The sequence below is a fragment of the Pseudomonas sp. W3I7 genome, assembly GCF_030816095.1.
Lineage (GTDB): Bacteria > Pseudomonadota > Gammaproteobacteria > Pseudomonadales > Pseudomonadaceae > Aquipseudomonas > Aquipseudomonas salomonii.
In genome coordinates this window covers 3,415,997-3,435,630 of the sequence record NZ_JAUSXP010000001.1, presented here as the reverse complement: position 1 = coordinate 3,435,630, position 19,634 = coordinate 3,415,997, and the positions used below count along the sequence as shown (strand labels likewise).

The window sequence follows — 19,634 nt, the reverse complement described above, 5'->3', positions numbered from 1 at the left end:
ACGGAGAACAACAACAATGAAGTCGCCGCTACGTTTTGCCCTTAACCGCATGGTCGCCCCCAACCTGTCGTTGCCGGACTTTATCCAGTTGGCCGCGGCCCTCAAGTGCGATGCCATCGAGATTCGCAACGACCTTAAAGGCCATGAAATCGAATACGGCACCCCGGCCAGCCGCGTGCGTGAATTGTGCGCGGTGCAGGGCATCACGGTGCTGTCGATCAATGCGCTGTACCCCTTTGATGTGTGGAATGACGAGCGCCGGGCCCAGGCCATCAAGCTCGCCACTTACGCCCGTGAATGCGGCGCGCAGGGCCTGGTGATGTGCCCGTTGAATGAGCGCGGCGATACGCGCAACGAAGCCCAGCGTGCCGCCGGTTTGCGCACGGCGCTGAGCGAGCTGGCGCCGATCCTGCGCGAGTACGGCATCCTCGGGTTTATCGAGCCGCTGGGCTTTGAAGAATGTGCCCTGCGCCGCAAGCGCGTGGCGGTGGACGCGATTCAGTCGATTGGCGGCCTGGATGTGTTCCGGCTGGTGCATGACACCTTCCACCACCACCTGGCCAGCGAGCAGGAGTTCTTCCCGCAACTGACGGGCCTGGTGCACATCTCTGGCGTAGAAGACGCCGAAGCGCCGCTCAATTCGATTCGTGACGGCCACCGCGTGCTGGTGGGCGAGGGCGATATTCTCGGCAATGCCGCGCAGATCGACACCTTGCTCAGCAGCGGGTACGGCGGTTACCTGTCGTTTGAGCCGTTTGCCGAAAGTGTGCATGGGTTGGCGGATATCCAGCAGGCCATCGGGGCCAGCATCGCCCACCTGCAAAACCCCCGAACCTGACGCGGGCCAAACTGTGGGAGCGGGTTTGCTCGCGAATGCGGTCTATCAGTCACCTGATTCATTTACTGACGCACCGCATTCGCGAGCAAGCCCGCTCCCACATTGGATCTCTGTTGATCGATGGATCTGCATTTATACAAGGTGCGAACATGACCACAACAAGACTGACCATGGCTCAGGCCCTGGTGAAGTTCCTGGATAACCAATACATCGAAGTCGATGGCGTGCAGAGCAAGTTTGTCGCCGGTGTGTTCACGATTTTCGGCCACGGCAATGTGCTGGGCCTGGGCCAGGCGCTGGAACAGGACAGCGGCGACCTGGTGGTGCATCAGGGCCGTAACGAGCAGGGCATGGCCCATGCCGCCATCGGTTTCGCCAAGCAGCATTTGCGTCGCAAGATCTACGCATGCACCGCCTCGGTAGGCCCCGGCGCGGCGAATATGCTCACTGCGGCGGCCACTGCCACGGCCAACCGAATTCCGCTGCTGCTGTTGCCCGGTGATGTGTACGCCAGCCGCCAGCCGGACCCGGTGTTGCAACAGATCGAGCAATTCCATGACCTGAGCATCAGCACCAACGATGCATTCCGCTCGGTGAGCAAATACTGGGACCGTATCAACCGCCCTGAGCAGCTGATGACGGCGGCGATCCATGCCATGCGCGTGCTCACAGACCCGGCCGAAACCGGCGCCGTGACCCTGGCGCTGCCGCAGGATGTGCAGGCCGAAGCCTGGGACTACCCGGATTATTTCCTGCAAAAGCGCGTGCACCGTATCGAACGGCGCCCGGCCACGGCGGCGATGATCGGCGATGCGCTGGCGGCCTTCCGGGGCAAGCGCAAGCCGCTGATCATCTGTGGCGGCGGGGTGAAGTACTCCGGCGCGAATGCGGCCCTGCAAGCGTTCGCCGAGCGTTTTGAGATTCCCTTCGCCGAAACCCAGGCGGGCAAGAGTGCAGTGGTGTCCAGCCACCCGCTGAACGTCGGTGGCATCGGTGAAACTGGCTGCCTGGCGGCGAACCTGCTGGCGCCCGAGGCGGACCTGATCATCGGCATCGGCACGCGTTATACCGACTTCACCACCTCGTCCAAGTCGCTGTTCAAGCATGCCGAGGTGAAGTTTCTCAACCTCAATATCAGCCCGTGCGATGCGTTGAAACTCGACGGCGTGCAAGTGCTGGCCGATGCGCAAGTTGCCCTCGAAGCGCTGGCTGACGCCTTGGGCGACTACCGCGCCGGCTGGGGCGAGCAGGTCCGCGACGCCAAGGCGCAGCTGGAGGCGGAAGTGGATCGCGTGCACCAGGTGCAATACCACGGCGACGATTTTGTGCCCGAGGTCGATGACCACCTGGACCGCGCCGTATTGCGCGAGTTTATCGAGCTGACCGGTTCGTGCCTGACCCAGAGCCGTGTACTCGGCGTGTTGAACGACAGCCTGGCAGACGATGCGATCATCGTCGCCGCCGCCGGCAGCCTGCCCGGCGACTTGCAACGCGCCTGGCGCAGCAAGGGCGTCAACACCTACCACGTCGAATACGGCTATTCGTGCATGGGCTACGAGATCAACGCCGCCCTCGGTGTGAAGCTGGCCGAGCCGAGCAAGGAAGTGTATGCGCTGGTCGGCGACGGCTCCTACATGATGCTGCACTCGGAGCTGGCCACCTCGATCCAGGAGCGACGCAAGATCAACGTGATACTGCTCGACAACATGGCGTTCGGCTGCATCAACAACCTGCAGATCGGCAACGGCATGGACAGCTTCGGCACCGAGTTCCGTTTTCGTAACCCCGAGAGCGGCAAGCTCGACGGCGGCCTGGTGCCGGTGGATTTCGCCATGAGCGCGGCAGCCTATGGCTGCAAGACCTACAAGGTCAGCAGCGTGGAGCAGCTCGAAGCGGCCCTGGCCGATGCGCGCACGCAAACGGTGTCCACGCTGATTGATATCAAGGTACTGCCCAAAACCATGGTCCACGGCTACCTGTCGTGGTGGCGCGTGGGCGTGGCGCAAGTGTCCACCAGTGAACGCACGAATGCAGCCGCGAAAAAACTCAATGAACAGCTGGCCAAGGCCCGGCAGTACTAATAACAAGAGGAGTTGTGTATGTCGTTAAAGCTTGGAGTGATTGGCACTGGCGCTATCGGCCGTGACCATATCCGTCGTTGCAGCCAGACCTTGCTCAATAGCCAGGTGGTGGCGGTGACCGACATCAACCTTGAGCAAGCCGCCAAGGTCGTCGCTGATTTGAAGCTAGCCGCCGAGGTCTACGCCGATGGTCATGCGCTGATCAACTCGCCACAGGTCGAAGCCATTCTCGTCACGTCCTGGGGGCCGAGCCACGAAGAGTTCGTACTGGCCGCCATCGCCGCCGGCAAACCGGTGTTCTGCGAAAAACCGCTGGCGGTGACGGCGCAAGGTTGCCGCAAGATCGTCGACGCTGAACTGGCCTATGGCAAGCGCCTGGTGCAAGTGGGCTTTATGCGCCCGTACGACGAAGGTTATCGCGCCCTCAAGGCCGTGATCGACAGCGGCCAGATCGGCGAGCCACTGATGCTGCATTGCGCGCACCGCAACCCGACGGTGGGCGAGAACTACAAGACCGATATGGCGATCACCGACACCTTGATCCACGAGCTGGATGTGTTGCGTTGGTTGCTCAACGATGACTACGTGTCGGTGCAGGTGGTGTTCCCGCGCAAATCGAGCAAAGCCCTGGCCCACCTGCGCGACCCGCAGATCGTGCTGCTGGAAACCGCCAAGGGCACGCGCATCGATGTGGAAGTGTTCGTGAACTGCCAGTACGGCTACGACATCCAGTGTGAAGTGGTGGGCGAGACTGGCATTGCCAAGCTGCCGGAGCCTTCGCAGGTGCAAATGCGCAGTGGTGCGAAGCTTTCGAATGCCATTTTGATGGACTGGAAGGATCGGTTTATCGGGGCTTACGACGTGGAATTGCAGGCGTTTATCGACAGCGTGCGTGCGGGCCAGGTCGGCGGGCCTTCGGCCTGGGACGGGTTTGCGGCGGCAGTGGCGGCAGATGCGTGCATCGAGGCGCAGAACAGTGAGCAGATCGTGAAGGTGAGCTTGCCGGAGCGTCCGCACTTCTACGGCTAATCACAATCTGCCAGGTGGAATGCAGTCAGTGTGGGAGCGGGCTTGCTCGCGAATGCGGTGTATCAGTTAAAGCATTTGTGTCTGACATACCGCATTCGCGAGCAAGCCCGCTCCCACATTTTTGATTGGGTTTGCACTTCATATTAAGGAGTGAACTATGCGAATCGGACTAGTTGGCTACGGCCACGGAGGGCGTTTCTTTCATGCGCCGCTGATTGCAACCTTGCCCGGTGCGACCTTTGTTGGCGTGGTGACCCGTTCAGCGGAGCGCCGCCAGCAATTGAGTACCGACCTTCCGGGCGTAAAGGCCTTTGACAGCATCGGCCAGATCGTCGAGGCCGGCGTGGACGCACTGGTGATCTCCACCACCCTCAAAGGCCGCCCGGCGCTGGTGCTGGAAGCCATCGAGCACGGCGTGGCGGTGGTCAGCGACAAACCCTTCGCCAGCAACGCCGAACAGGCCCAGGCGCTGATTACCGCCGCCGAGCGCCAGGGCTCGCTGCTCAGCGTCTACCAGAACCGCCGCTGGGATTCGGATTACCTGACCTTGCGCAAGCTGATCGACGCCGGTGCCTTGGGTGAAATAACGCGCTTTGAATCCCGCGTCGAACGCTACAGTCCGCAAGCGGTGGGCAATGCCAGTGGCGGCGGCTGGCTGCGTGACCTGGGCAGCCACTTGGTAGACCAGGCGCTGCAATTGTTCGGCCCGGTGGATCGGGTATTCGCGCAATTGCAGTTCAGCCCCGAACACCCAACCCTCGACCACGGTTTTTTTGTCTCCCTGACCCACGTCAATGGGGTGGTTTCCCATTTGTGGGGTAACGCCCTGCAAAACAGCCAGGCTCCGCGTTTTCGCGTCAGTGGTACGTTGGGTTGTTACACCGTTGACGGTCTGGACGGCCAGGAGGCGGCACTGATGGCCGGCAAGTCGCCGAAAACCGAAGGCGAGCACTGGGGCGCCGAGGAACATCGACGCTGGGGCTGGTTTGAGCAAGGTGAAGAGCGCGAGCGCGTGCCGTCCGAGAAGGGCTGCTGGACGCAGTTCTATCGCCAGTTGCAACTGGCCGTGCAAGGGCAGGGGCCACTGCCGGTCAGCGCCTATGATGCGCTGGAAACCACCCGTATATTGGACGCCGCACGCCTCAGCGCCGAGCGCCAGCAGGTGGTTTCGACAAAAATAGAATAAAATTCTAAAACAGGTTGATATGGAAATTATTTTCTAATACAGTCTTTTCCAGGTTGCATAAAGTACGTTCGAACTCGATTCGCACGGCTCAACAAAAACAAGATCAAAAACAACCAGGTACCGTCAGATGAAAATCTTCAACGCTGTACTGCGAGTTTTACGCCCTGCCTCAGCGCCACGCGGTCTGCCCCGCGCCCGGCCGTTCTACTTCTCCTTCCTTAATGTGCTGTGTGTCGAAAACCACGGCGCGCTGGTCTGCTGCATTCCGGGGGCACCGGTGGTTCGACTGCCTGCCGAACGCTGATAAACGCAACGTCCAAAAAACCAACAAGAAAGTGGAGACAGACCGTTCATGAAGACCCCGATCCGTTTTACCGCGCTGGCCCTGTCGATGTTGCTGGCCAGTGGTTTTGCCTCGGCCGCCGACCTCAAGATTGGCGTGACCATGTCCGCCTTCGATGACACCTTCCTGACCTACCTGCGTGAAGACATGGACAAACAAGCCAAGTCCTATCCCAAGGGCGATGGTGTGCAATTGCAGTTTGAAGATGCGCGCGCCGACGTGGTCAAGCAACTGAGCCAGGTCGAGAACTTCATCAGCCAGAAGGTCGACGCGATTATCGTCAACCCGGTGGACACCGCATCGACCGCCAACATCATCAAGGCCGCCACCGCGGCGAAAATCCCGCTGGTGTTCGTCAACCGCCGCCCGGATAGCCCGACCCTGGCCCCAGGCGTTGCAGCGGTGGTGTCCGATGACGTCGAGGCCGGCAAACTGCAGATGCAATACATCGCCGAAAAACTCGGCGGCAAGGGCAACATTGTGATTCTGTTGGGCGACCTGGCGAACAACTCCACCACCAACCGCACCAAGGGCGTGAAGGAAGTCCTGACCAAGTACCCGGGCATCAAGATCGAACAGGAACAGACCGGTATCTGGCTGCGTGACAAGGGCATGACCCTGGTCAACGACTGGCTGACCCAGGGCCGCGATTTTGACGCGGTACTGGCCAACAATGACGAGATGGCCATTGGTGCATCCATGGCGCTGAAGTCGGCGGGCAAAAAAGGCGTGTTGATCGCCGGCGTCGACGGCACCCCGGACGGCCTCAATGCGATCACCAAGGGCGACATGACCGTGTCGGCCTTCCAGGACGCCAAAGGCCAGGCTGACAAATCGGTGGAGACCGCGCGCAAGATGGCTAAAAACGAGCCCATCGAGCAGAACGTGGTGATCCCGTTCCAGCTGATCACGCCGGACAACGTCAAAGACTTCAAGTAGCCCGCACACAACAACAATAAGCCGGCAGGGCGGCCACGGTCGCCCTGCAGTCGAGGTACTTTTCTATGCTCGCCCAAGCCACTGTCTCGCAGCCCCCCGGTCTCCAGCCCGCGCTGCTGGAAGAACCCTACCTGCTGGAAATCGTCAACATCAGCAAAGGCTTTCCCGGCGTCGTGGCCCTGGCCGATGTGCAACTGCGCGTGCGCCCGGGCTCGGTACTGGCGCTGATGGGCGAGAACGGTGCGGGCAAGTCGACGTTGATGAAAATCATCGCCGGCATCTACCAGCCCGACGCCGGTGAAATCCGTCTGCGCGGCAAGCCGATTGTGTTTGAAACACCGCTGGCGGCGCAGAAGGCCGGGATCGCGATGATCCACCAGGAACTCAACCTGATGCCGCACATGAGCATCGCCGAGAACATCTGGATCGGCCGCGAGCAGCTCAATAGCCTGCACATGGTCAACCACCGCGAAATGCACCGCTGCACCGCCGAGTTACTGGCCCGCTTGCGCATCAACCTGGACCCGGAAGAACAGGTGGGCAACCTCAGCATCGCCGAGCGGCAGATGGTCGAGATTGCCAAGGCGGTGTCCTACGACTCCGACATCCTGATCATGGATGAACCGACTTCAGCCATTACCGAAAAGGAAGTGGCCCACCTGTTTTCGATCATTGCCGACCTCAAGTCCCAGGGCAAAGGCATCGTCTACATCACGCACAAAATGAACGAAGTGTTTGCCATCGCCGACGAAGTGGCGGTGTTCCGCGACGGCCAGTACATCGGCCTGCAGCGCGCCGACAGCATGAACAGCGACAGTCTGATCTCGATGATGGTCGGCCGCGAACTGAGCCAGTTGTTCCCGGTGCGCGAGACACCCATCGGCGATTTGCTCTTGTCGGTGCGCGACTTGAGCCTGGACGGCGTGTTCAAGGACGTGTCGTTCGACCTGCATGCCGGTGAAATTCTCGGCATCGCCGGGTTGATGGGCTCGGGGCGTACCAACGTGGCAGAGACCATTTTCGGCATCACCCCAAGTTCCAGCGGCCAGATCACCCTTGACGGCAAAGCGGTGCGCATCACCGACCCGCACATGGCCATCGAGAAGGGTTTTGCGCTGTTGACCGAGGACCGCAAGCTCAGTGGCCTGTTCCCGTGCCTGTCGGTGCTGGAGAACATGGAGATGGCTGTGCTGCCGCATTACTCGGGTAACGGCTTTATCCAGCAGAAAGCTCTGCGCGCGCTGTGCGAAGACATGTGCAAGAAGCTGCGGGTGAAAACCCCGTCACTGGAGCAGTGCATCGACACCCTGTCCGGCGGCAACCAGCAAAAAGCCTTGTTGGCGCGCTGGCTGATGACCAACCCGCGCTTGCTGATCCTCGATGAGCCGACCCGTGGCATCGACGTGGGCGCCAAGGCCGAGATCTATCGCTTGATTTCCTTCCTCGCCAGCGAAGGCATGGCGGTGATCATGATTTCCTCGGAGCTGCCGGAAGTGCTGGGCATGAGCGACCGGGTGATGGTGATGCACGAAGGCGAACTGATGGGCACCCTGGACCGCGCCGATGCGACCCAGGAAAAAGTCATGCAGCTGGCTTCCGGTATGACCGTAGTCCACTGACGAACCGCACAGAATAAGAAGGTGATTGGCTATGAACGCAATAACAGACAACAAGCCTGCCACGGCACCGGTCAAGCACCGTCGGCGCTTACCCACCGAGCTGAGTATCTTCCTGGTGTTGATCGGCATCGGCCTGGTGTTTGAACTGTTCGGCTGGATCGTGCGCGACCAGAGCTTCCTGATGAACTCCCAGCGTCTGGTGCTGATGATTCTGCAAGTGTCGATCATCGGCCTGCTGGCGATTGGCGTGACCCAGGTGATCATCACCACCGGTATCGACTTGTCGTCCGGCTCGGTGTTGGCGTTATCGGCGATGATCGCCGCCAGCTTGGCGCAAACATCGGACTTTTCCCGGGCGGTGTTTCCCAGCCTGACCGACTTGCCAGTGTGGATTCCGGTGGCCATGGGCCTGGGTGTCGGGCTGCTGGCGGGGGCCATCAACGGCAGTATCATTGCGGTGACCGGCATTCCGCCGTTTATTGCGACCCTGGGCATGATGGTCTCGGCCCGTGGCCTGGCGCGCTACTACACCGAAGGCCAGCCGGTGAGCATGCTCTCGGATTCGTACACGGCCATCGGCCATGGGGCGATGCCGGTGATTATCTTCCTGGTCGTGGCGGTGATCTTCCATATCGCCCTGCGCTACACCAAGTACGGTAAGTACACCTACGCCATCGGCGGCAACATGCAGGCGGCGCGCACCTCGGGCATCAACGTCAAGCGTCACCTGATCATCGTCTACAGCATCGCCGGTCTGTTGGCGGGCCTGGCCGGTGTGGTGGCTTCGGCGCGTGCTGCCACCGGCCAGGCCGGCATGGGCATGTCCTATGAGCTGGATGCGATTGCGGCGGCCGTGATCGGCGGTACCAGCCTGGCGGGCGGGGTAGGGCGCATCACCGGCACCGTGATCGGCGCGCTGATCCTCGGGGTGATGGCCAGCGGGTTTACCTTTGTGGGGGTGGATGCGTATATCCAGGACATCATCAAGGGCTTGATCATCGTGATTGCGGTGGTGATCGACCAGTACCGCAACAAGCGCAAGCTCAAGCGCTGATACCGAGTTACGGGCAACACCTATCCAATGTGGGAGCTGGCTTGTTGTGGCGAGCAAGCTTGCCCTGCGTTGGGCTGCGCAGCAGCCCCACTGGATCTTCAGTGAACCTGATGGGTGTATTCCCACTTACCACCATCAGTTCTAACCGTTTGTCTTCTATATAGCTCCACAGCACTGAATTTCTTGCTATAAACGCACTCCGATGACCGTTCGCCAAGCCCGTCCTGGTGCCTTTGGGGGTTAATTGGGAAAAATTGCCTGTCTTTTCAGTTGCTGAGCCCTCAAGTCGGCCTTAGACTGCCGCCCCTCGTAAATTGAGTGCCGGGTGGCGCTTGAAATGGACGGCGCCTTTCCGAGGCCTGCGAAGGTCTGCCGGAACGCTCCCTTATTCGCCTTAATGCACGTATTTTTTATAGAGAAATCAATGACAAAGGAAAAGTTGCTGGCCATGCCGGCGGATGACTACATGAATGCCGAACAGCACGCTTTTTTCGAGAAGTTGCTGCAAGACATGAAAGTGGAACACCACGAGCGCATTGAGCAGAACCGCATCGCCATCGAAAGCCTGGACACCCCGGCGGATCCGGCTGACGCTGCCTCTGTGGAAGAAGAGCGCACCTGGCTGGTAAACGCCATCGACCGCGACCAGCGCATGCTGCCGCAGCTTGAGCGTGCCCTGGAACGCATCAAGGAAGATTCTTTTGGCTGGTGCGATGACAGCGGCGAGCCTATCGGCCTCAAGCGCTTGCTGATCAGCCCGACCACCAAGTACTGCATCGAAGCGCAAGAGCGCCACGAGCAGATCGATAAGCACCAGCGCCAGGCCTGATCCGCTGAAGTCGGGCATCGCAGCTGTGATGCCCGAAGAAACACCCGTTACGCCCCTGTCTATTGATCTGCTGCAAGCCCCCCACGAAAGGCCCATGGATAATGGCTCTATAGTGGCGTTTAATGCAGCAACAATAACGACAAACAGTGGGGTGACGACGATGGCTGGAGACGGATCTCTGATGGGCGCAGCAGCGCCACCGCAAACGGTGGTGCGTGTGCTGCCCGGCTGGCTGACGCCGCTTATGCAGAGCACCGCGCTGGTGCTGGTTTTGCTGGGCTTGTCGTTTGCCGGTTTGCCGCTGTACCTGTGCCTGCCACTGGCTTTGCTGGTGATCTGGCTGCCTGCGCTCAAAGCCCGAGTGCCGCGTGTCGCGCCGCCCCTGGCGATTGATACGCTGGGTGAGCTGACTCGCGATCTTTCCTACACCACCAGTCATAACGCGCTTTCCGCTGCCGGCGTGGCCTATTCGGTCAAGCAACTGGCCGCGCGCGTGCAATCGCAATTAGGCGCCGCCAAGCAAATTGTCAGCAGCGCCGAAGTGATGATCGGCACCGAGCAAGTCACCTCTCAACTCAGCCGGCAGGCCTTGGGCGCGGCCAGCCAGGCGCACCAGCGCAGCACTGAAGGGCGCGAAGTGTTGGCCCAATCGATCACCCGCATGCACCAACTGCGCCTGCGCGCCAATGCCAGCCGAGAGTTGATCGAAGCGCTGAGCCAGCGCAGTGAAGAGATCCAGCGTGTGACCCTGGTGATTCAGTCCATTGCCAGCCAGACCAACCTGCTCGCGCTGAACGCCGCCATTGAAGCGGCGCGCGCCGGTGAGCACGGGCGCGGCTTTGCCGTAGTGGCCGATGAAGTGCGTGGCCTGGCCGGGCGTACGGCCACGGCGACGGATGAGGTCGGCGTGATGGTCGCCGATATTCAACAACGCACCACCCAGGTCGTGGAGCAGATTCGTCAACTGTCCGCCGACTTGCACATCGGCGTCGAGCAGGTAGAGCAGGCGGGTGAGCAACTGGAAAATATCGCCAGCCTGGCCGCCGACGTAGAAGGGCAGGTCAACGAGATCGCCCAAGGCACCGACACCAACCGCGCGCAACTCGACAGCCTGTTTCACGCGGTAGAGCAGATGCGCAGCGATCTATCGGTGAGCGACCAGCAGACGCGGCAACTGGCCGAGGTCGCGGTGCAGATGGAAGGGCAGGCAGAAACCATCAGTGAACGCCTGGCTGAAGTCGGGCTGGATGACTATCACCAGCGCATCTACGACCTGGCCCGTGAAGGGGCGAGCCGTATTGGTGCGCAGTTCGAGGCTGACATCCTGCAAAACCGCATCAGCCTGGAAGACCTGTTCGACCGCAGCTACACCCCCATCCCTAATACCCAACCGAGCAAATACCACACACGCTTTGATGGCTACACCGACCAAGTGCTGCCGGCGATCCAGGAAGCATTGCTGCCGCGTCATGAGGGGCTGGTGTTTGCGATCGCCTGCACACCGCAGGGTTATGTGCCCACGCATAATAAGGCGTTCTCCCACGCCCTCACCGGCGATGCACAGGTTGACGCCGTGCAGAACCGTACCAAACGCAAGTTCGACGACCGTACCGGCATTCGTTGCGGCAGCCATCAGCAAGCGGTGCTGTTGCAGACCTATACCCGCGACACGGGCGAACTGATGCACGATTTGTCGGTGCCGATCATGGTCAAGGGGCGGCATTGGGGTGGCTTGCGCCTAGGCTATAAACCGGAAGGGGCCAGGGCTGGGCATTAGGATTGTTACTGTTTATGCAATGGAGCTATTCCGGGGATAGCTTTTTCCAACTGGAATAAAACCGTAGCATGGCCAACATTGTTAGGTAGCTAACTAATGTGGCGGAGAAGCTCCATGCAAAACAAGGTCGATGTCGCCGTAATGATCGGCAGCGGTGTTCCCGAAACCCTGCGTGCGCTGGGCCAGAAAGCCTGTTGGGTCGTGTTGCTCAATGGCGAGCAACGCGGCACGGCATTCGCCAGCCGCAGTGAAGCCGAGGAGTGCAGGGCTGCCTGGCAGGCGCTGATGCACCTGGAACAGTCAGACAGCCTGCATTGAAGCGTTTTATTGGGACTGGTGCAGGCGCTGGTTCAGCTCATCCACCGGTATTGCCCATTCGGCGTCGTCGCGCAGTTCTTCCTTGAGAAATGCCGCTTGTTGCGCAGACCAGAAGGGTGCGTCGATCAGCTTCACGTCATCGGTCAGCGGATGCGCGATGATAAACGCGTCGATGGCTTCGGGTGTTGAATCCAGGCCGAGTTGAGCAAACAGGGTTTCAAGCGTTGGAATTGGCGCGTCCATGGTGGGTTCTCCATGCAAGGTGAGGGATGTTGTGCATGTGAGGCCACGGACGCGGCAGAGTTCAGGATTTGAACAGCTCAGGAATTAAGTGCACCTGAATCCACGGCGGACTTCAGCGCCTTGGCGGCATCTTTGCCGGCAATGGCCGCAGCGTCGACGGTTTTGAACCAACGATCTTTTTCGACCTGATGCGTGGTAACCGTGGTCAGCGGTGGTTTGGCCCGCATAATGATCACCGCTTGAAATTCACCGTCTACTTCCCGCGCATCGCCATGGATGAAAAATTCGCCAATATCAAATTCCGTCACGTATCGCCTTCCCTTCAAGTTAACTGCATCAAGGTCACTGCACTGCTGAATACTGACCCGCAAGGGACACATTTCAATGGGCGGGTCAGTATGGCAGTAGTTGAAGGGCGGCGGCGCAGTAAAGTCACGCGGGGGACGAAACCATCGCGCCGTGAATTGCATTCAGGCTGGCTTCGAGCTGTTTGGCCAATTCACAGGCCTTCGAGTGCGTGCTGCGAAAGCCTTTGATCCTGCCGCTGGTCACTTCCAGGATATGAAAGAAATTGCGCCCGGCCGGTACCACTTGGTAAAGAACGCAATTGGAGTACCCGCTGGGGTTATGTAAGCAGTAGTATTGGCGCTCGTCGGGACATGATGAACGAGTGCGGGACGACATAACGGCGTGTTGACGTGGTTGCATGCTCAGCTCCTGTCGATCGATCTTGTGGACTTACCAGCAGCGTTTCGAGTGGTTTTGAACCGGGTTGCTGTTTTAGTATTGTCGTTACCAGCCGATGCCTGGTTCCATTCCGGGTGTTATGTAATGTGTAGGCTGTCGGAAATCGCGTTTTTAACCGGGTTATTCTCTGAAGTGGGTTCGGTCCGAGTTCTCGGGCGGCTGAACCTGTGATTTGCTGTGCTGGCTGATGACCTTGCATAAGGTCCATCGTGTATCGCTGTACTAGTCTTATGGCGTGGCAGCAGGTTTCTTCAGTTTTTTACGAATGTGTGATCGAGCCGTAACGGCCGTTTTTTTGTGCTGCCCGCTCCGGCGGTCAGCGCCTTTTTTGATGTGGGGGCGTTTCCTTGGCAGTCAGTAATCTGGATATGCACGCGTTATTCGTGCTGGGTGATTTGCGCGCAAAGTTGGTCAAGCAGTTTCAATCCCGTTTCGTTTACATCACTGAACAGACGCCGGAAGGCATTTACATCGCCGAGATCGATACTGAATCGGCGCTGGTGGTGGATGACAAACCGCGCCTGGAACTCAAGGTCGGTGACCATTTTCGTGCCGCCGTATTGCCGAGCCGCGAAGGCGGCAAGTTCGAATTGAAGTTTCGCGACATCAAGTTGACGGTGTATGGCTTGGGCGATTACGCCTTTGTTTCGTCGACCGAAGGCCAGGGCATCGTGTTCAAGGAAGGCCACAGCGTGATGCTGGTGTTCGCCGCCAATGAACAGTTGCAGGAAGGCTTGACCAAAACCCTCAAGGCCGTGACCGGCAAGGCCGCCAAGTGGCGCAAGGGTGAACTGGTGACGTTCAAGGCCAGTGAATAACTGCTAAACGCCACGTGTATTCTTGCGCCTCCGGAACCTCTACTACAGTTGAGTTGACTTAACTATTCAGAGGCTTCGCGCATCCGCAGCAAAGCCGCCCGCTATGGCTGTGAAAATGCGAGGTGCAAAGGCATGAAAGGATTGAGAACCCGGGTGGTCGCGGCTGCAGCTGCGGCGCTGACGACCGTGAGTCTGTCGTTGCCGGTATCGGCTGCGCAAACGCCGGTGCACTTTGCCGACCTGAATTGGGAAAGCGGCAGCCTGATCACCGAAGTGCTGCGCTTTATCGTCGAAAAGGGTTATGACCTGCCCACCGATACGTTGCCCGGTACCACCATCACCCTGGAAACCGCGCTGGCAAAAAATGACATCCAGGTGATCGGCGAAGAATGGGCCGGCCGCAGCCCCGTGTGGATCAAGGCCGAAGCCGAAGGCAAAGTCATCGGCCTGGGTGATACGGTCAAAGGCGCCACCGAAGGTTGGTGGGTGCCGGAATACGTGGTCAAGGGCGACCCTGCCAAGGGCCTCAAGCCGCTGGCGCCGGACCTCAAAACCGTGCAGGACCTGGCGCGTTACAAGGACGTGTTCAAAGACCCGGAGTCACCCGGCAAAGGGCGCTTTCTCAACAGCCCGATCGGCTGGACCTCGGAAGTGGTCAATGCGCAGAAGCTCAAGGCTTATGGCTTGAACGACAGTTATGTGAACTTCCGCAGTGGCTCGGGTGCGGCGCTGGATGCGGAGATTGCGTCGTCGATTCGCCGGGGCAAGCCGGTGCTGTTCTACTACTGGTCGCCAACACCCTTGATGGGCCGCTACAAGTTGATCCAGCTGGAAGAACCGCCATTTGACGCCGATGCCTGGAAGACCCTGACCGATGCAGACAACCCCAACCCACGGCCGACACGTTCGTTGGCGTCCAAGCTGAGCATCGGTGTGTCGACGCCGTTCCAGCAGGCGCAGCCGCAGATTGCCGAGTTCTTTACCAAGGTGCAGTTTCCGATTGAGCCGTTGAATAAAGCCTTGGCGGCGATGAGCGAAAATCACACGGCCCCGCGTGAAGTGGCGCAGGTGTTCCTCAAGGAACATCCTGAAGTGTGGAAGGCGTGGTTGACGCCGGAGGTGGCGCAGAAGGTTGAGGCGAGTCTGAAGTAACCGACGCTCGGCTATTCAATGAATGTCCACTGTGGGAGTTGGCTTGCCTGCGATGGCGGTTTGTCGGTGTACATATCCATTTCTGCGGTAACGGCTGCTATTGGTTCCGCTCTTACAGCGGGTCACTTTTGCAAGGACGCAAAAGTAACCATGGACTTGCTCCCTCAAAACGTACGCCATAAAGCGAGCGTTAAGCAGTTTGCTTCAGTTGCTTTGCGTAGTCATTAGGTGAGCTGTATCCCAGCGCCGAGTGCAGCCGTGTCGGGTTGTAAAAACCATGGATGTAGCTCGCGATAGATGCGTGAGCCTGTGCTTTGCTGGGATACACACCGGTAGCTTCTTCCTTCTTGAGTGTGGCAAAAAAGCTCTCTGCTACAGCGTTATCCCAGCAGTTGCCCTTACGGCTCATGCTTTGCACAAAACCCCTGTCCAAGATCATGCTGCGAAAACCGCTGCCCGTGTATTGCCGACCTCTATCAGAGTGAAAAATTACACCCTGATCAACTGGTGTATTCGTCCAGGCGTTCAAAAAAGCCTGCTGCACTAGACCCTCAGGCATCCGTTCCGACAGGCTGTAACCGAGTACCTGGCGTGTTTGGATGCTCAGCACTACGGCCAAATATAGCCACCCCTGACGCGTCGAAATATAGGTGATATCGCCCACCCACGCGGGAGTTGGGCTTGTCACAGAAAAACGTCGTTTCAACACGTTGTCGGAAATTGGCTGGATATACCGATTATCCATCGAGTGTTTGAACCGAGCCTTGATTTTCCCTCGCAACATTTCTTCTCGCATCAACCGGGCCACTCGCTTATGCCCAACTGAAAAAGACCGGTTATGAAGTGCCTTGACCATCCGCGGGCGCCCATAAGTGCCGCGACTGGCATGATGAATCGCACGAATTTCCAGGCGAATCTCAGCGTCTGGATCAGGACGTTGCCGGCGTTTCAAATAGCCGTGAAAGCCCGACACCGAGACTTCCATCACTCGACATAACAACCTGACTGGAAAGCGAATCCGTTCACGGGCGACAAAGGCGTATCTCAGTTGGACTCTCTGGCAAAGAACGCCGTCGCTTTTTTTAGGATTTCCCGTTCCATTTTAAGCGTGGCATTTTCAGCTCGAAGCCGGGCCAGCTCGCTTTCCAGGTCAGAAACCGGATGCCGGGCGGGAGAACTGAGAGGACGCCCGTTGCGTGCGGCGTCCAGCCAATTACCTAGGGTTTTGACCGAGATATCCAACTGTCGGGCTGCTTCTCCTCGACCAATGCTTTCAGCGAGTGTCACTGCCTGAGCTTTGAAATCATCGGTGTAACTGCGGCGGGGTTGTTGTGACATAGGTGCCTCCAAGGTTGCGATTAAAATATCGCTTCTTGGCGTCCGCTGCGAGGGAACAAGTCCACCAAAAGGTCCTCGCCCCACCACTCGGTGCCTCGCCTAGGCTCGGCATGCCCTCACTCCGGCTTGAATCCGTGGGCCGCCGCGATGGGCCATCCTTGGCCCAGCGCGGCTAACCCGGCGTCCTGCCGGGTTACCCACGGATTCAAGCCTGCGTTCGGCCATCGTGGTTGACGGGGCGCCTCAGATCAAATGCAAGATCAAAAGCAGAGCACGGCGGCCTGAAAGCCGACCTGAGTGGTTGAAGCAAAAGCCAGATCAAGTGCAAAGCAAAAGTTTATCTACCTGATGCAACATAGTCTAAATGTGGGAGCGGGCTTGCTCGCGAAGGCGGTGGGTCAGTCAATTTATCTGTCACTGGCCCACCGCATTCGCGAGCAAGCCCGCTCCCACAATTGAACTCATGCAGTTTTGAATATGAGGTCGGCTGCGGATTTGCATGCACTGAAGAGCTGCTTTTCTGTGGGAGCTGGCTTGTCGAATCGTCGCACCGCTGCGATGCAGGCACCTCGGTACATCAGGCACACAGAGTTGATGCCATCGCGGGCAAGCCCGGCTCCCACATTTTGATCTTTATTCCAGGTTTAGAATCGGGTTTGTACGGCCAACTCAAACGTCCTCGGCGAGCCCAAATAGTAAGCCGGCGACACATGCGCAAACTCGGCATACACCTCATTCGTCAGGTTACGCACCCGCCCAGTCACCGAGGTATGTGCATCGACTTTGTAACGCAGGAACGCGCCGTACAGCGTATAGGCCGGCACTGTCTGGGTATTGGCGTTATCGGCATACACCTGGGCCACATACCGCGCATCCACACCGCCTTGCCAGTCCTCGGCAAAATCATACGTCAGCCACAGGTTGCCCACACGCTTGGGCACGTTGGTGGGCGTATTGCCTTTGCGCGAGACCACCGCGCCGCTGGCGATTTTCTCGTTGAAGTCATCGTACTCGGCGTCCACCCAGGCAACGTTGCCTTCGGCCAGCAGGCGTGGCGTGATGCGTAACGAGCTGGCCAGCTCGATGCCCTTGGAGGTCTGCGCACCCACCGGGATGCTGTTGTTCGGGTCGAGCGGGTCGGTGACGGCAAAGTCTTTGCGCTCGATCTTGTAGGCAGCGACGGTGGCCGAACCGCGACCGTCGAGGTAGTCGAACTTGCTGCCGACTTCCCATTGTTTGCCGGTCGACACGTCGAACACTTGAGTGGTGGTGGAAGGCTGCTCGGCCGCGGTGCTGTATTGCACATACACATTGGCCGATGGAATGAACTGATACGTCAGGCCCACGCGGCCGGTGACCGGTTCCCAGCTGCGCTTGAAGTGCCGTGGGTTGGCGGCGGTGACTACGCGATGGTTAGTCACATCCAGGTCGATGGCGTCGTAACGCAGGCCCGTGAGCAGCGAGAGTTTATCGGTGAGGCCCAGGCGGTTTTCCACAAACAGGGCTTTGGTGGTGACCTCGTTGGTCTTGTCTTTGATAAAACCTGGCTTGGTGCCCGGAATGTCGTAGAAGTGCCCGGGGTCGTAGGCGTTCGGGTCCACCGTGCTGTTGCCCGGCACATTCAACGGGTTATTGGTGGTGCTGTTGACCTTGTACTCGAAACCACCGGACCAGGTGGTCGACAGGCCGAACATGCTGTCGTCATGGCGCAGCTCGAACTGGTTGCCGTGCTGCTCGCCCTGATGGCGCACCTGGTAGGCGGTCGAGCGGTTCACCGCGCTGTTGTCGGCGTTGTACTGGTAGGTTTCCAGGTTGCGGTAGTCGCGCTGGCTGTCCAGGTGATACAGGGTGTTTTTCAGCGTGGTGCTGTCGTTGATCCGGTAGTCGATGATCGAGCGCATCCAGATCGTGCGTTGCTCGTAACGACCGTCGGCGACGTTGTAGTTGTTGAAGCGGTTGTGCTTGTCGATTTTCAACTCACCCGCCTTGGGGTTGAGCACCGGCGTGCCCCAATACGGGCTGTCTTCATGCTCATCCTGGTATTCCAGGGCCAGGGTGTGGGACAGGTTGGGGGTGAGGTCACTGAGCAAGGAAAACGCCAGGCTCCAGGCATCCCGCTGGTCGCGGTCGATGTAACTGTGGTTGGTGTTGCGGCTCACATCCAGGCGGGCGTAGTGCTGCACCTCGGCGCCCGGTTCGGTCAGGGCGTGGTTAAGGCCAAAGGCTATGCCGGCAGTGTCGTAGCTGCCATAGCTGAGCTGGCCTTCGGCGGCTTGTTCCTCACGGGTGGCCAGCTTGGTCACGTAGTTGAGCGAGCCGCCCACGGAGCCGGCGCCGTTGATCAGGGAGGAGGGGCCACCGACCAGCTCCACCCGGTCATAGATCCACGCATCCACCGGCCGCGCCAGGCCGGTGGCGACGTTGATGCCGTTGAACATCTGGGTGATCTGGCTGCTGGTAAAACCGCGATAGGACACAAACCCGCCAAACCCCGGCGGCGCACTGGCGTTGACGCCGGGCAAGGTGTTGGCCGCATCGCGGAAGGTCTTGGCGCCATGGCGCTCAATGTCGTTGCGGTTGGCAATGGCCACCGATGCCGGGGTTTCGCGCACGCTTAACCCCAGGCGTGACGCGGTGCCGCTGGATTGGTCCAGGGCCAGGCCCGGTTCGCTGGTTTGTTCGCCATCAATGGTGGTGGGGGCCAGCTCAAGCGCCCAGGCACAGACAGGCAGGCAGCCGAACAGGCCCGCCAACAAGGGTAAATGTTTCATGGTTGAATCCTGAAAATCTTGGCTTGAAAACAATGCACAGCGCTCCGTAGTCCCAAAGGGAACGGTGGCTGGTGCAGATCGAAAAGCGCAGGGATCAGGCGAAAGCGGGAGGCGCGCGTGGGTTGGCCGTCGGCCAGGTGAAGCGGGCAGGAATATCAGCAGCAAGCACCACCGCCGGCGGTGGCGCGTGGGGTTGCGGCAACACCGCCACATTGAGGCTGGAACTGAGTGCCGGGCCCATGCCGCCGGTCGAACACAGTGGGCAGCCGAACGCTTTGGACAGCGTCGGCAGGTTCTCGTCGGTGGAGTTGTTCTGCGCAGGCGCCTGGGTGCGCGGGTCGACTGTACAAAACTGGCCGCCGATGCCGTTGAGCTGCATGCCCAGCATCTGCCCATGACCAATACTGCACGCGAACACATTGAACAGGACGCAGCAATACAGCATCCAGGCAATGAGTGAGCGGTCGGCACGGGCGATTTTCATGGGGCGGCACTTTACCATCAGCCGCCGACGAAATGCCTACAAAAAATCTCAGGCCGACTATCCTCATT

20 protein-coding genes are annotated in these 19,634 nt (G+C 59.3%); 13 read left to right on the top strand and 7 right to left on the bottom strand.

Features of this window, described 5'->3' with window-relative positions:
• The first annotated feature begins 16 nt into the window (after positions 1–16).
• From QF043_RS15975 to QF043_RS15925, 11 genes are all read left to right on the top strand, one after another.
• A complete protein-coding gene (locus QF043_RS15975; RefSeq protein ID WP_058421811.1) occupies positions 17–838 on the top strand; it encodes a TIM barrel protein in 822 nt (273 codons plus the stop codon).
• A 149-nt stretch (positions 839–987) separates the two neighbouring features.
• On the top strand, positions 988–2,919 hold the full coding sequence (iolD, locus tag QF043_RS15970) for a 3D-(3,5/4)-trihydroxycyclohexane-1,2-dione acylhydrolase (decyclizing) (RefSeq protein ID WP_307419293.1): 1,932 nt from the start codon (positions 988–990) through the stop codon (positions 2,917–2,919).
• An 18-nt stretch (positions 2,920–2,937) separates the two neighbouring features.
• Positions 2,938–3,948, top strand: coding sequence for a Gfo/Idh/MocA family protein (locus QF043_RS15965; protein ID WP_056859439.1), 1,011 nt, complete (start codon positions 2,938–2,940; stop codon positions 3,946–3,948).
• Between the two features lie 157 nt (positions 3,949–4,105).
• Entirely contained in the window at positions 4,106–5,134 is a 1,029-nt protein-coding gene (locus QF043_RS15960) for a Gfo/Idh/MocA family oxidoreductase (RefSeq protein WP_307419291.1), read from the top strand.
• A gap of 127 nt (positions 5,135–5,261) precedes the next feature.
• Positions 5,262–5,438, top strand: coding sequence for a hypothetical protein (locus QF043_RS15955; RefSeq protein ID WP_163005443.1), 177 nt, complete (start codon positions 5,262–5,264; stop codon positions 5,436–5,438).
• A 48-nt stretch (positions 5,439–5,486) separates the two neighbouring features.
• Positions 5,487–6,416 (top strand): sugar ABC transporter substrate-binding protein, encoded by a 930-nt coding sequence (locus QF043_RS15950; protein WP_065931775.1) that lies wholly within the window; start codon positions 5,487–5,489, stop codon positions 6,414–6,416.
• Positions 6,417–6,481: 65 nt separating this feature from the next.
• Complete coding sequence (locus QF043_RS15945) at positions 6,482–8,035, top strand: sugar ABC transporter ATP-binding protein (protein ID WP_307419290.1); 1,554 nt, start codon at positions 6,482–6,484, stop codon at positions 8,033–8,035.
• A 31-nt stretch (positions 8,036–8,066) separates the two neighbouring features.
• Entirely contained in the window at positions 8,067–9,089 is a 1,023-nt protein-coding gene (locus QF043_RS15940) for an ABC transporter permease (protein WP_026013640.1), read from the top strand.
• Between the two features lie 424 nt (positions 9,090–9,513).
• Positions 9,514–9,918 carry a TraR/DksA C4-type zinc finger protein gene (locus QF043_RS15935; protein ID WP_003191666.1) on the top strand — a complete coding sequence of 135 codons (405 nt, stop codon included), beginning with the start codon at positions 9,514–9,516 and terminating at the stop codon, positions 9,916–9,918.
• 28 nt (positions 9,919–9,946) lie between these two features.
• Entirely contained in the window at positions 9,947–11,695 is a 1,749-nt protein-coding gene (locus QF043_RS15930) for a methyl-accepting chemotaxis protein (RefSeq protein ID WP_373460699.1), read from the top strand.
• A 114-nt stretch (positions 11,696–11,809) separates the two neighbouring features.
• Complete coding sequence (locus QF043_RS15925) at positions 11,810–12,013, top strand: hypothetical protein (RefSeq protein WP_017136429.1); 204 nt, start codon at positions 11,810–11,812, stop codon at positions 12,011–12,013.
• Positions 12,014–12,019: 6 nt separating this feature from the next.
• On the opposite strand, the gene QF043_RS15920 is transcribed toward QF043_RS15925, so the two are convergent.
• The 3 genes from QF043_RS15920 to QF043_RS15910 all read right to left on the bottom strand — a co-directional run bounded on the left by QF043_RS15920 (position 12,020) and on the right by QF043_RS15910 (position 12,964).
• A complete protein-coding gene (locus QF043_RS15920; protein ID WP_307419288.1) occupies positions 12,020–12,256 on the bottom strand; it encodes a DUF2789 domain-containing protein in 237 nt (78 codons plus the stop codon).
• Positions 12,257–12,333: 77 nt separating this feature from the next.
• A complete protein-coding gene (locus QF043_RS15915; protein ID WP_056859433.1) occupies positions 12,334–12,564 on the bottom strand; it encodes a hypothetical protein in 231 nt (76 codons plus the stop codon).
• Positions 12,565–12,688: 124 nt separating this feature from the next.
• The gene (locus QF043_RS15910) at positions 12,689–12,964 is read right to left on the bottom strand and encodes a hypothetical protein (protein WP_307419287.1); all 276 of its coding nucleotides are present in this window, start codon (positions 12,962–12,964) and stop codon (positions 12,689–12,691) included.
• Between the two features lie 407 nt (positions 12,965–13,371).
• Here QF043_RS15910 and QF043_RS15905 point away from each other — a divergent pair, with 407 nt between their 5' ends.
• Together QF043_RS15905 and QF043_RS15900 are read left to right on the top strand one after the other, a co-directional pair.
• Positions 13,372–13,821 (top strand): hypothetical protein, encoded by a 450-nt coding sequence (locus QF043_RS15905; RefSeq protein ID WP_050547738.1) that lies wholly within the window; start codon positions 13,372–13,374, stop codon positions 13,819–13,821.
• 132 nt (positions 13,822–13,953) lie between these two features.
• On the top strand, positions 13,954–14,973 hold the full coding sequence (locus tag QF043_RS15900; protein ID WP_307419286.1) for an ABC transporter substrate-binding protein: 1,020 nt from the start codon (positions 13,954–13,956) through the stop codon (positions 14,971–14,973).
• Positions 14,974–15,163: 190 nt separating this feature from the next.
• Here QF043_RS15900 and QF043_RS15895 read toward each other — a convergent pair whose 3' ends face one another.
• From QF043_RS15895 to QF043_RS15880, 4 genes are all read right to left on the bottom strand, one after another.
• Positions 15,164–16,021: an IS3 family transposase gene (locus tag QF043_RS15895; RefSeq protein WP_307421355.1), complete on the bottom strand. Its 858-nt coding sequence runs from the start codon at positions 16,019–16,021 to the stop codon at positions 15,164–15,166.
• The gene (locus QF043_RS15890) at positions 16,018–16,311 is read right to left on the bottom strand and encodes a transposase (RefSeq protein ID WP_307418407.1); all 294 of its coding nucleotides are present in this window, start codon (positions 16,309–16,311) and stop codon (positions 16,018–16,020) included. Before QF043_RS15890 ends, QF043_RS15895 begins: the two co-directional genes overlap by 4 nt.
• Positions 16,312–16,955: 644 nt before the next feature.
• Positions 16,956–19,082 carry a TonB-dependent siderophore receptor gene (locus QF043_RS15885; RefSeq protein WP_307419285.1) on the bottom strand — a complete coding sequence of 709 codons (2,127 nt, stop codon included), beginning with the start codon at positions 19,080–19,082 and terminating at the stop codon, positions 16,956–16,958.
• A gap of 94 nt (positions 19,083–19,176) precedes the next feature.
• The gene (locus QF043_RS15880) at positions 19,177–19,566 is read right to left on the bottom strand and encodes a DUF2946 domain-containing protein (protein WP_305459532.1); all 390 of its coding nucleotides are present in this window, start codon (positions 19,564–19,566) and stop codon (positions 19,177–19,179) included.
• Positions 19,567–19,634 lie beyond the last annotated feature (68 nt).

What these genes read in the sequence shown, in the direction of transcription:
- QF043_RS15975 (WP_058421811.1), top strand. Translation starts at nt 17, where the DNA reads ATGAAGTCGCCGCTACGTTTTGCCCTTAACCGCATGGTCGCCCCCAAC.
- iolD (WP_307419293.1), top strand. Translation starts at nt 988, where the DNA reads ATGACCACAACAAGACTGACCATGGCTCAGGCCCTGGTGAAGTTCCTG.
- QF043_RS15965 (WP_056859439.1), top strand. Translation starts at nt 2,938, where the DNA reads ATGTCGTTAAAGCTTGGAGTGATTGGCACTGGCGCTATCGGCCGTGAC.
- QF043_RS15960 (WP_307419291.1), top strand. Translation starts at nt 4,106, where the DNA reads ATGCGAATCGGACTAGTTGGCTACGGCCACGGAGGGCGTTTCTTTCAT.
- QF043_RS15955 (WP_163005443.1), top strand. Translation starts at nt 5,262, where the DNA reads ATGAAAATCTTCAACGCTGTACTGCGAGTTTTACGCCCTGCCTCAGCG.
- QF043_RS15950 (WP_065931775.1), top strand. Translation starts at nt 5,487, where the DNA reads ATGAAGACCCCGATCCGTTTTACCGCGCTGGCCCTGTCGATGTTGCTG.
- QF043_RS15945 (WP_307419290.1), top strand. Translation starts at nt 6,482, where the DNA reads ATGCTCGCCCAAGCCACTGTCTCGCAGCCCCCCGGTCTCCAGCCCGCG.
- QF043_RS15940 (WP_026013640.1), top strand. Translation starts at nt 8,067, where the DNA reads ATGAACGCAATAACAGACAACAAGCCTGCCACGGCACCGGTCAAGCAC.
- QF043_RS15935 (WP_003191666.1), top strand. Translation starts at nt 9,514, where the DNA reads ATGACAAAGGAAAAGTTGCTGGCCATGCCGGCGGATGACTACATGAAT.
- QF043_RS15930 (WP_373460699.1), top strand. Translation starts at nt 9,947, where the DNA reads ATGCCCGAAGAAACACCCGTTACGCCCCTGTCTATTGATCTGCTGCAA.
- QF043_RS15925 (WP_017136429.1), top strand. Translation starts at nt 11,810, where the DNA reads ATGCAAAACAAGGTCGATGTCGCCGTAATGATCGGCAGCGGTGTTCCC.
- QF043_RS15920 (WP_307419288.1), bottom strand. Translation starts at nt 12,256, where the DNA reads ATGGACGCGCCAATTCCAACGCTTGAAACCCTGTTTGCTCAACTCGGC.
- QF043_RS15910 (WP_307419287.1), bottom strand. Translation starts at nt 12,964, where the DNA reads ATGCAACCACGTCAACACGCCGTTATGTCGTCCCGCACTCGTTCATCA.
- QF043_RS15905 (WP_050547738.1), top strand. Translation starts at nt 13,372, where the DNA reads ATGCACGCGTTATTCGTGCTGGGTGATTTGCGCGCAAAGTTGGTCAAG.
- QF043_RS15900 (WP_307419286.1), top strand. Translation starts at nt 13,954, where the DNA reads ATGAAAGGATTGAGAACCCGGGTGGTCGCGGCTGCAGCTGCGGCGCTG.
- QF043_RS15890 (WP_307418407.1), bottom strand. Translation starts at nt 16,311, where the DNA reads ATGTCACAACAACCCCGCCGCAGTTACACCGATGATTTCAAAGCTCAG.
- QF043_RS15885 (WP_307419285.1), bottom strand. Translation starts at nt 19,082, where the DNA reads ATGAAACATTTACCCTTGTTGGCGGGCCTGTTCGGCTGCCTGCCTGTC.
- QF043_RS15880 (WP_305459532.1), bottom strand. Translation starts at nt 19,566, where the DNA reads ATGAAAATCGCCCGTGCCGACCGCTCACTCATTGCCTGGATGCTGTAT.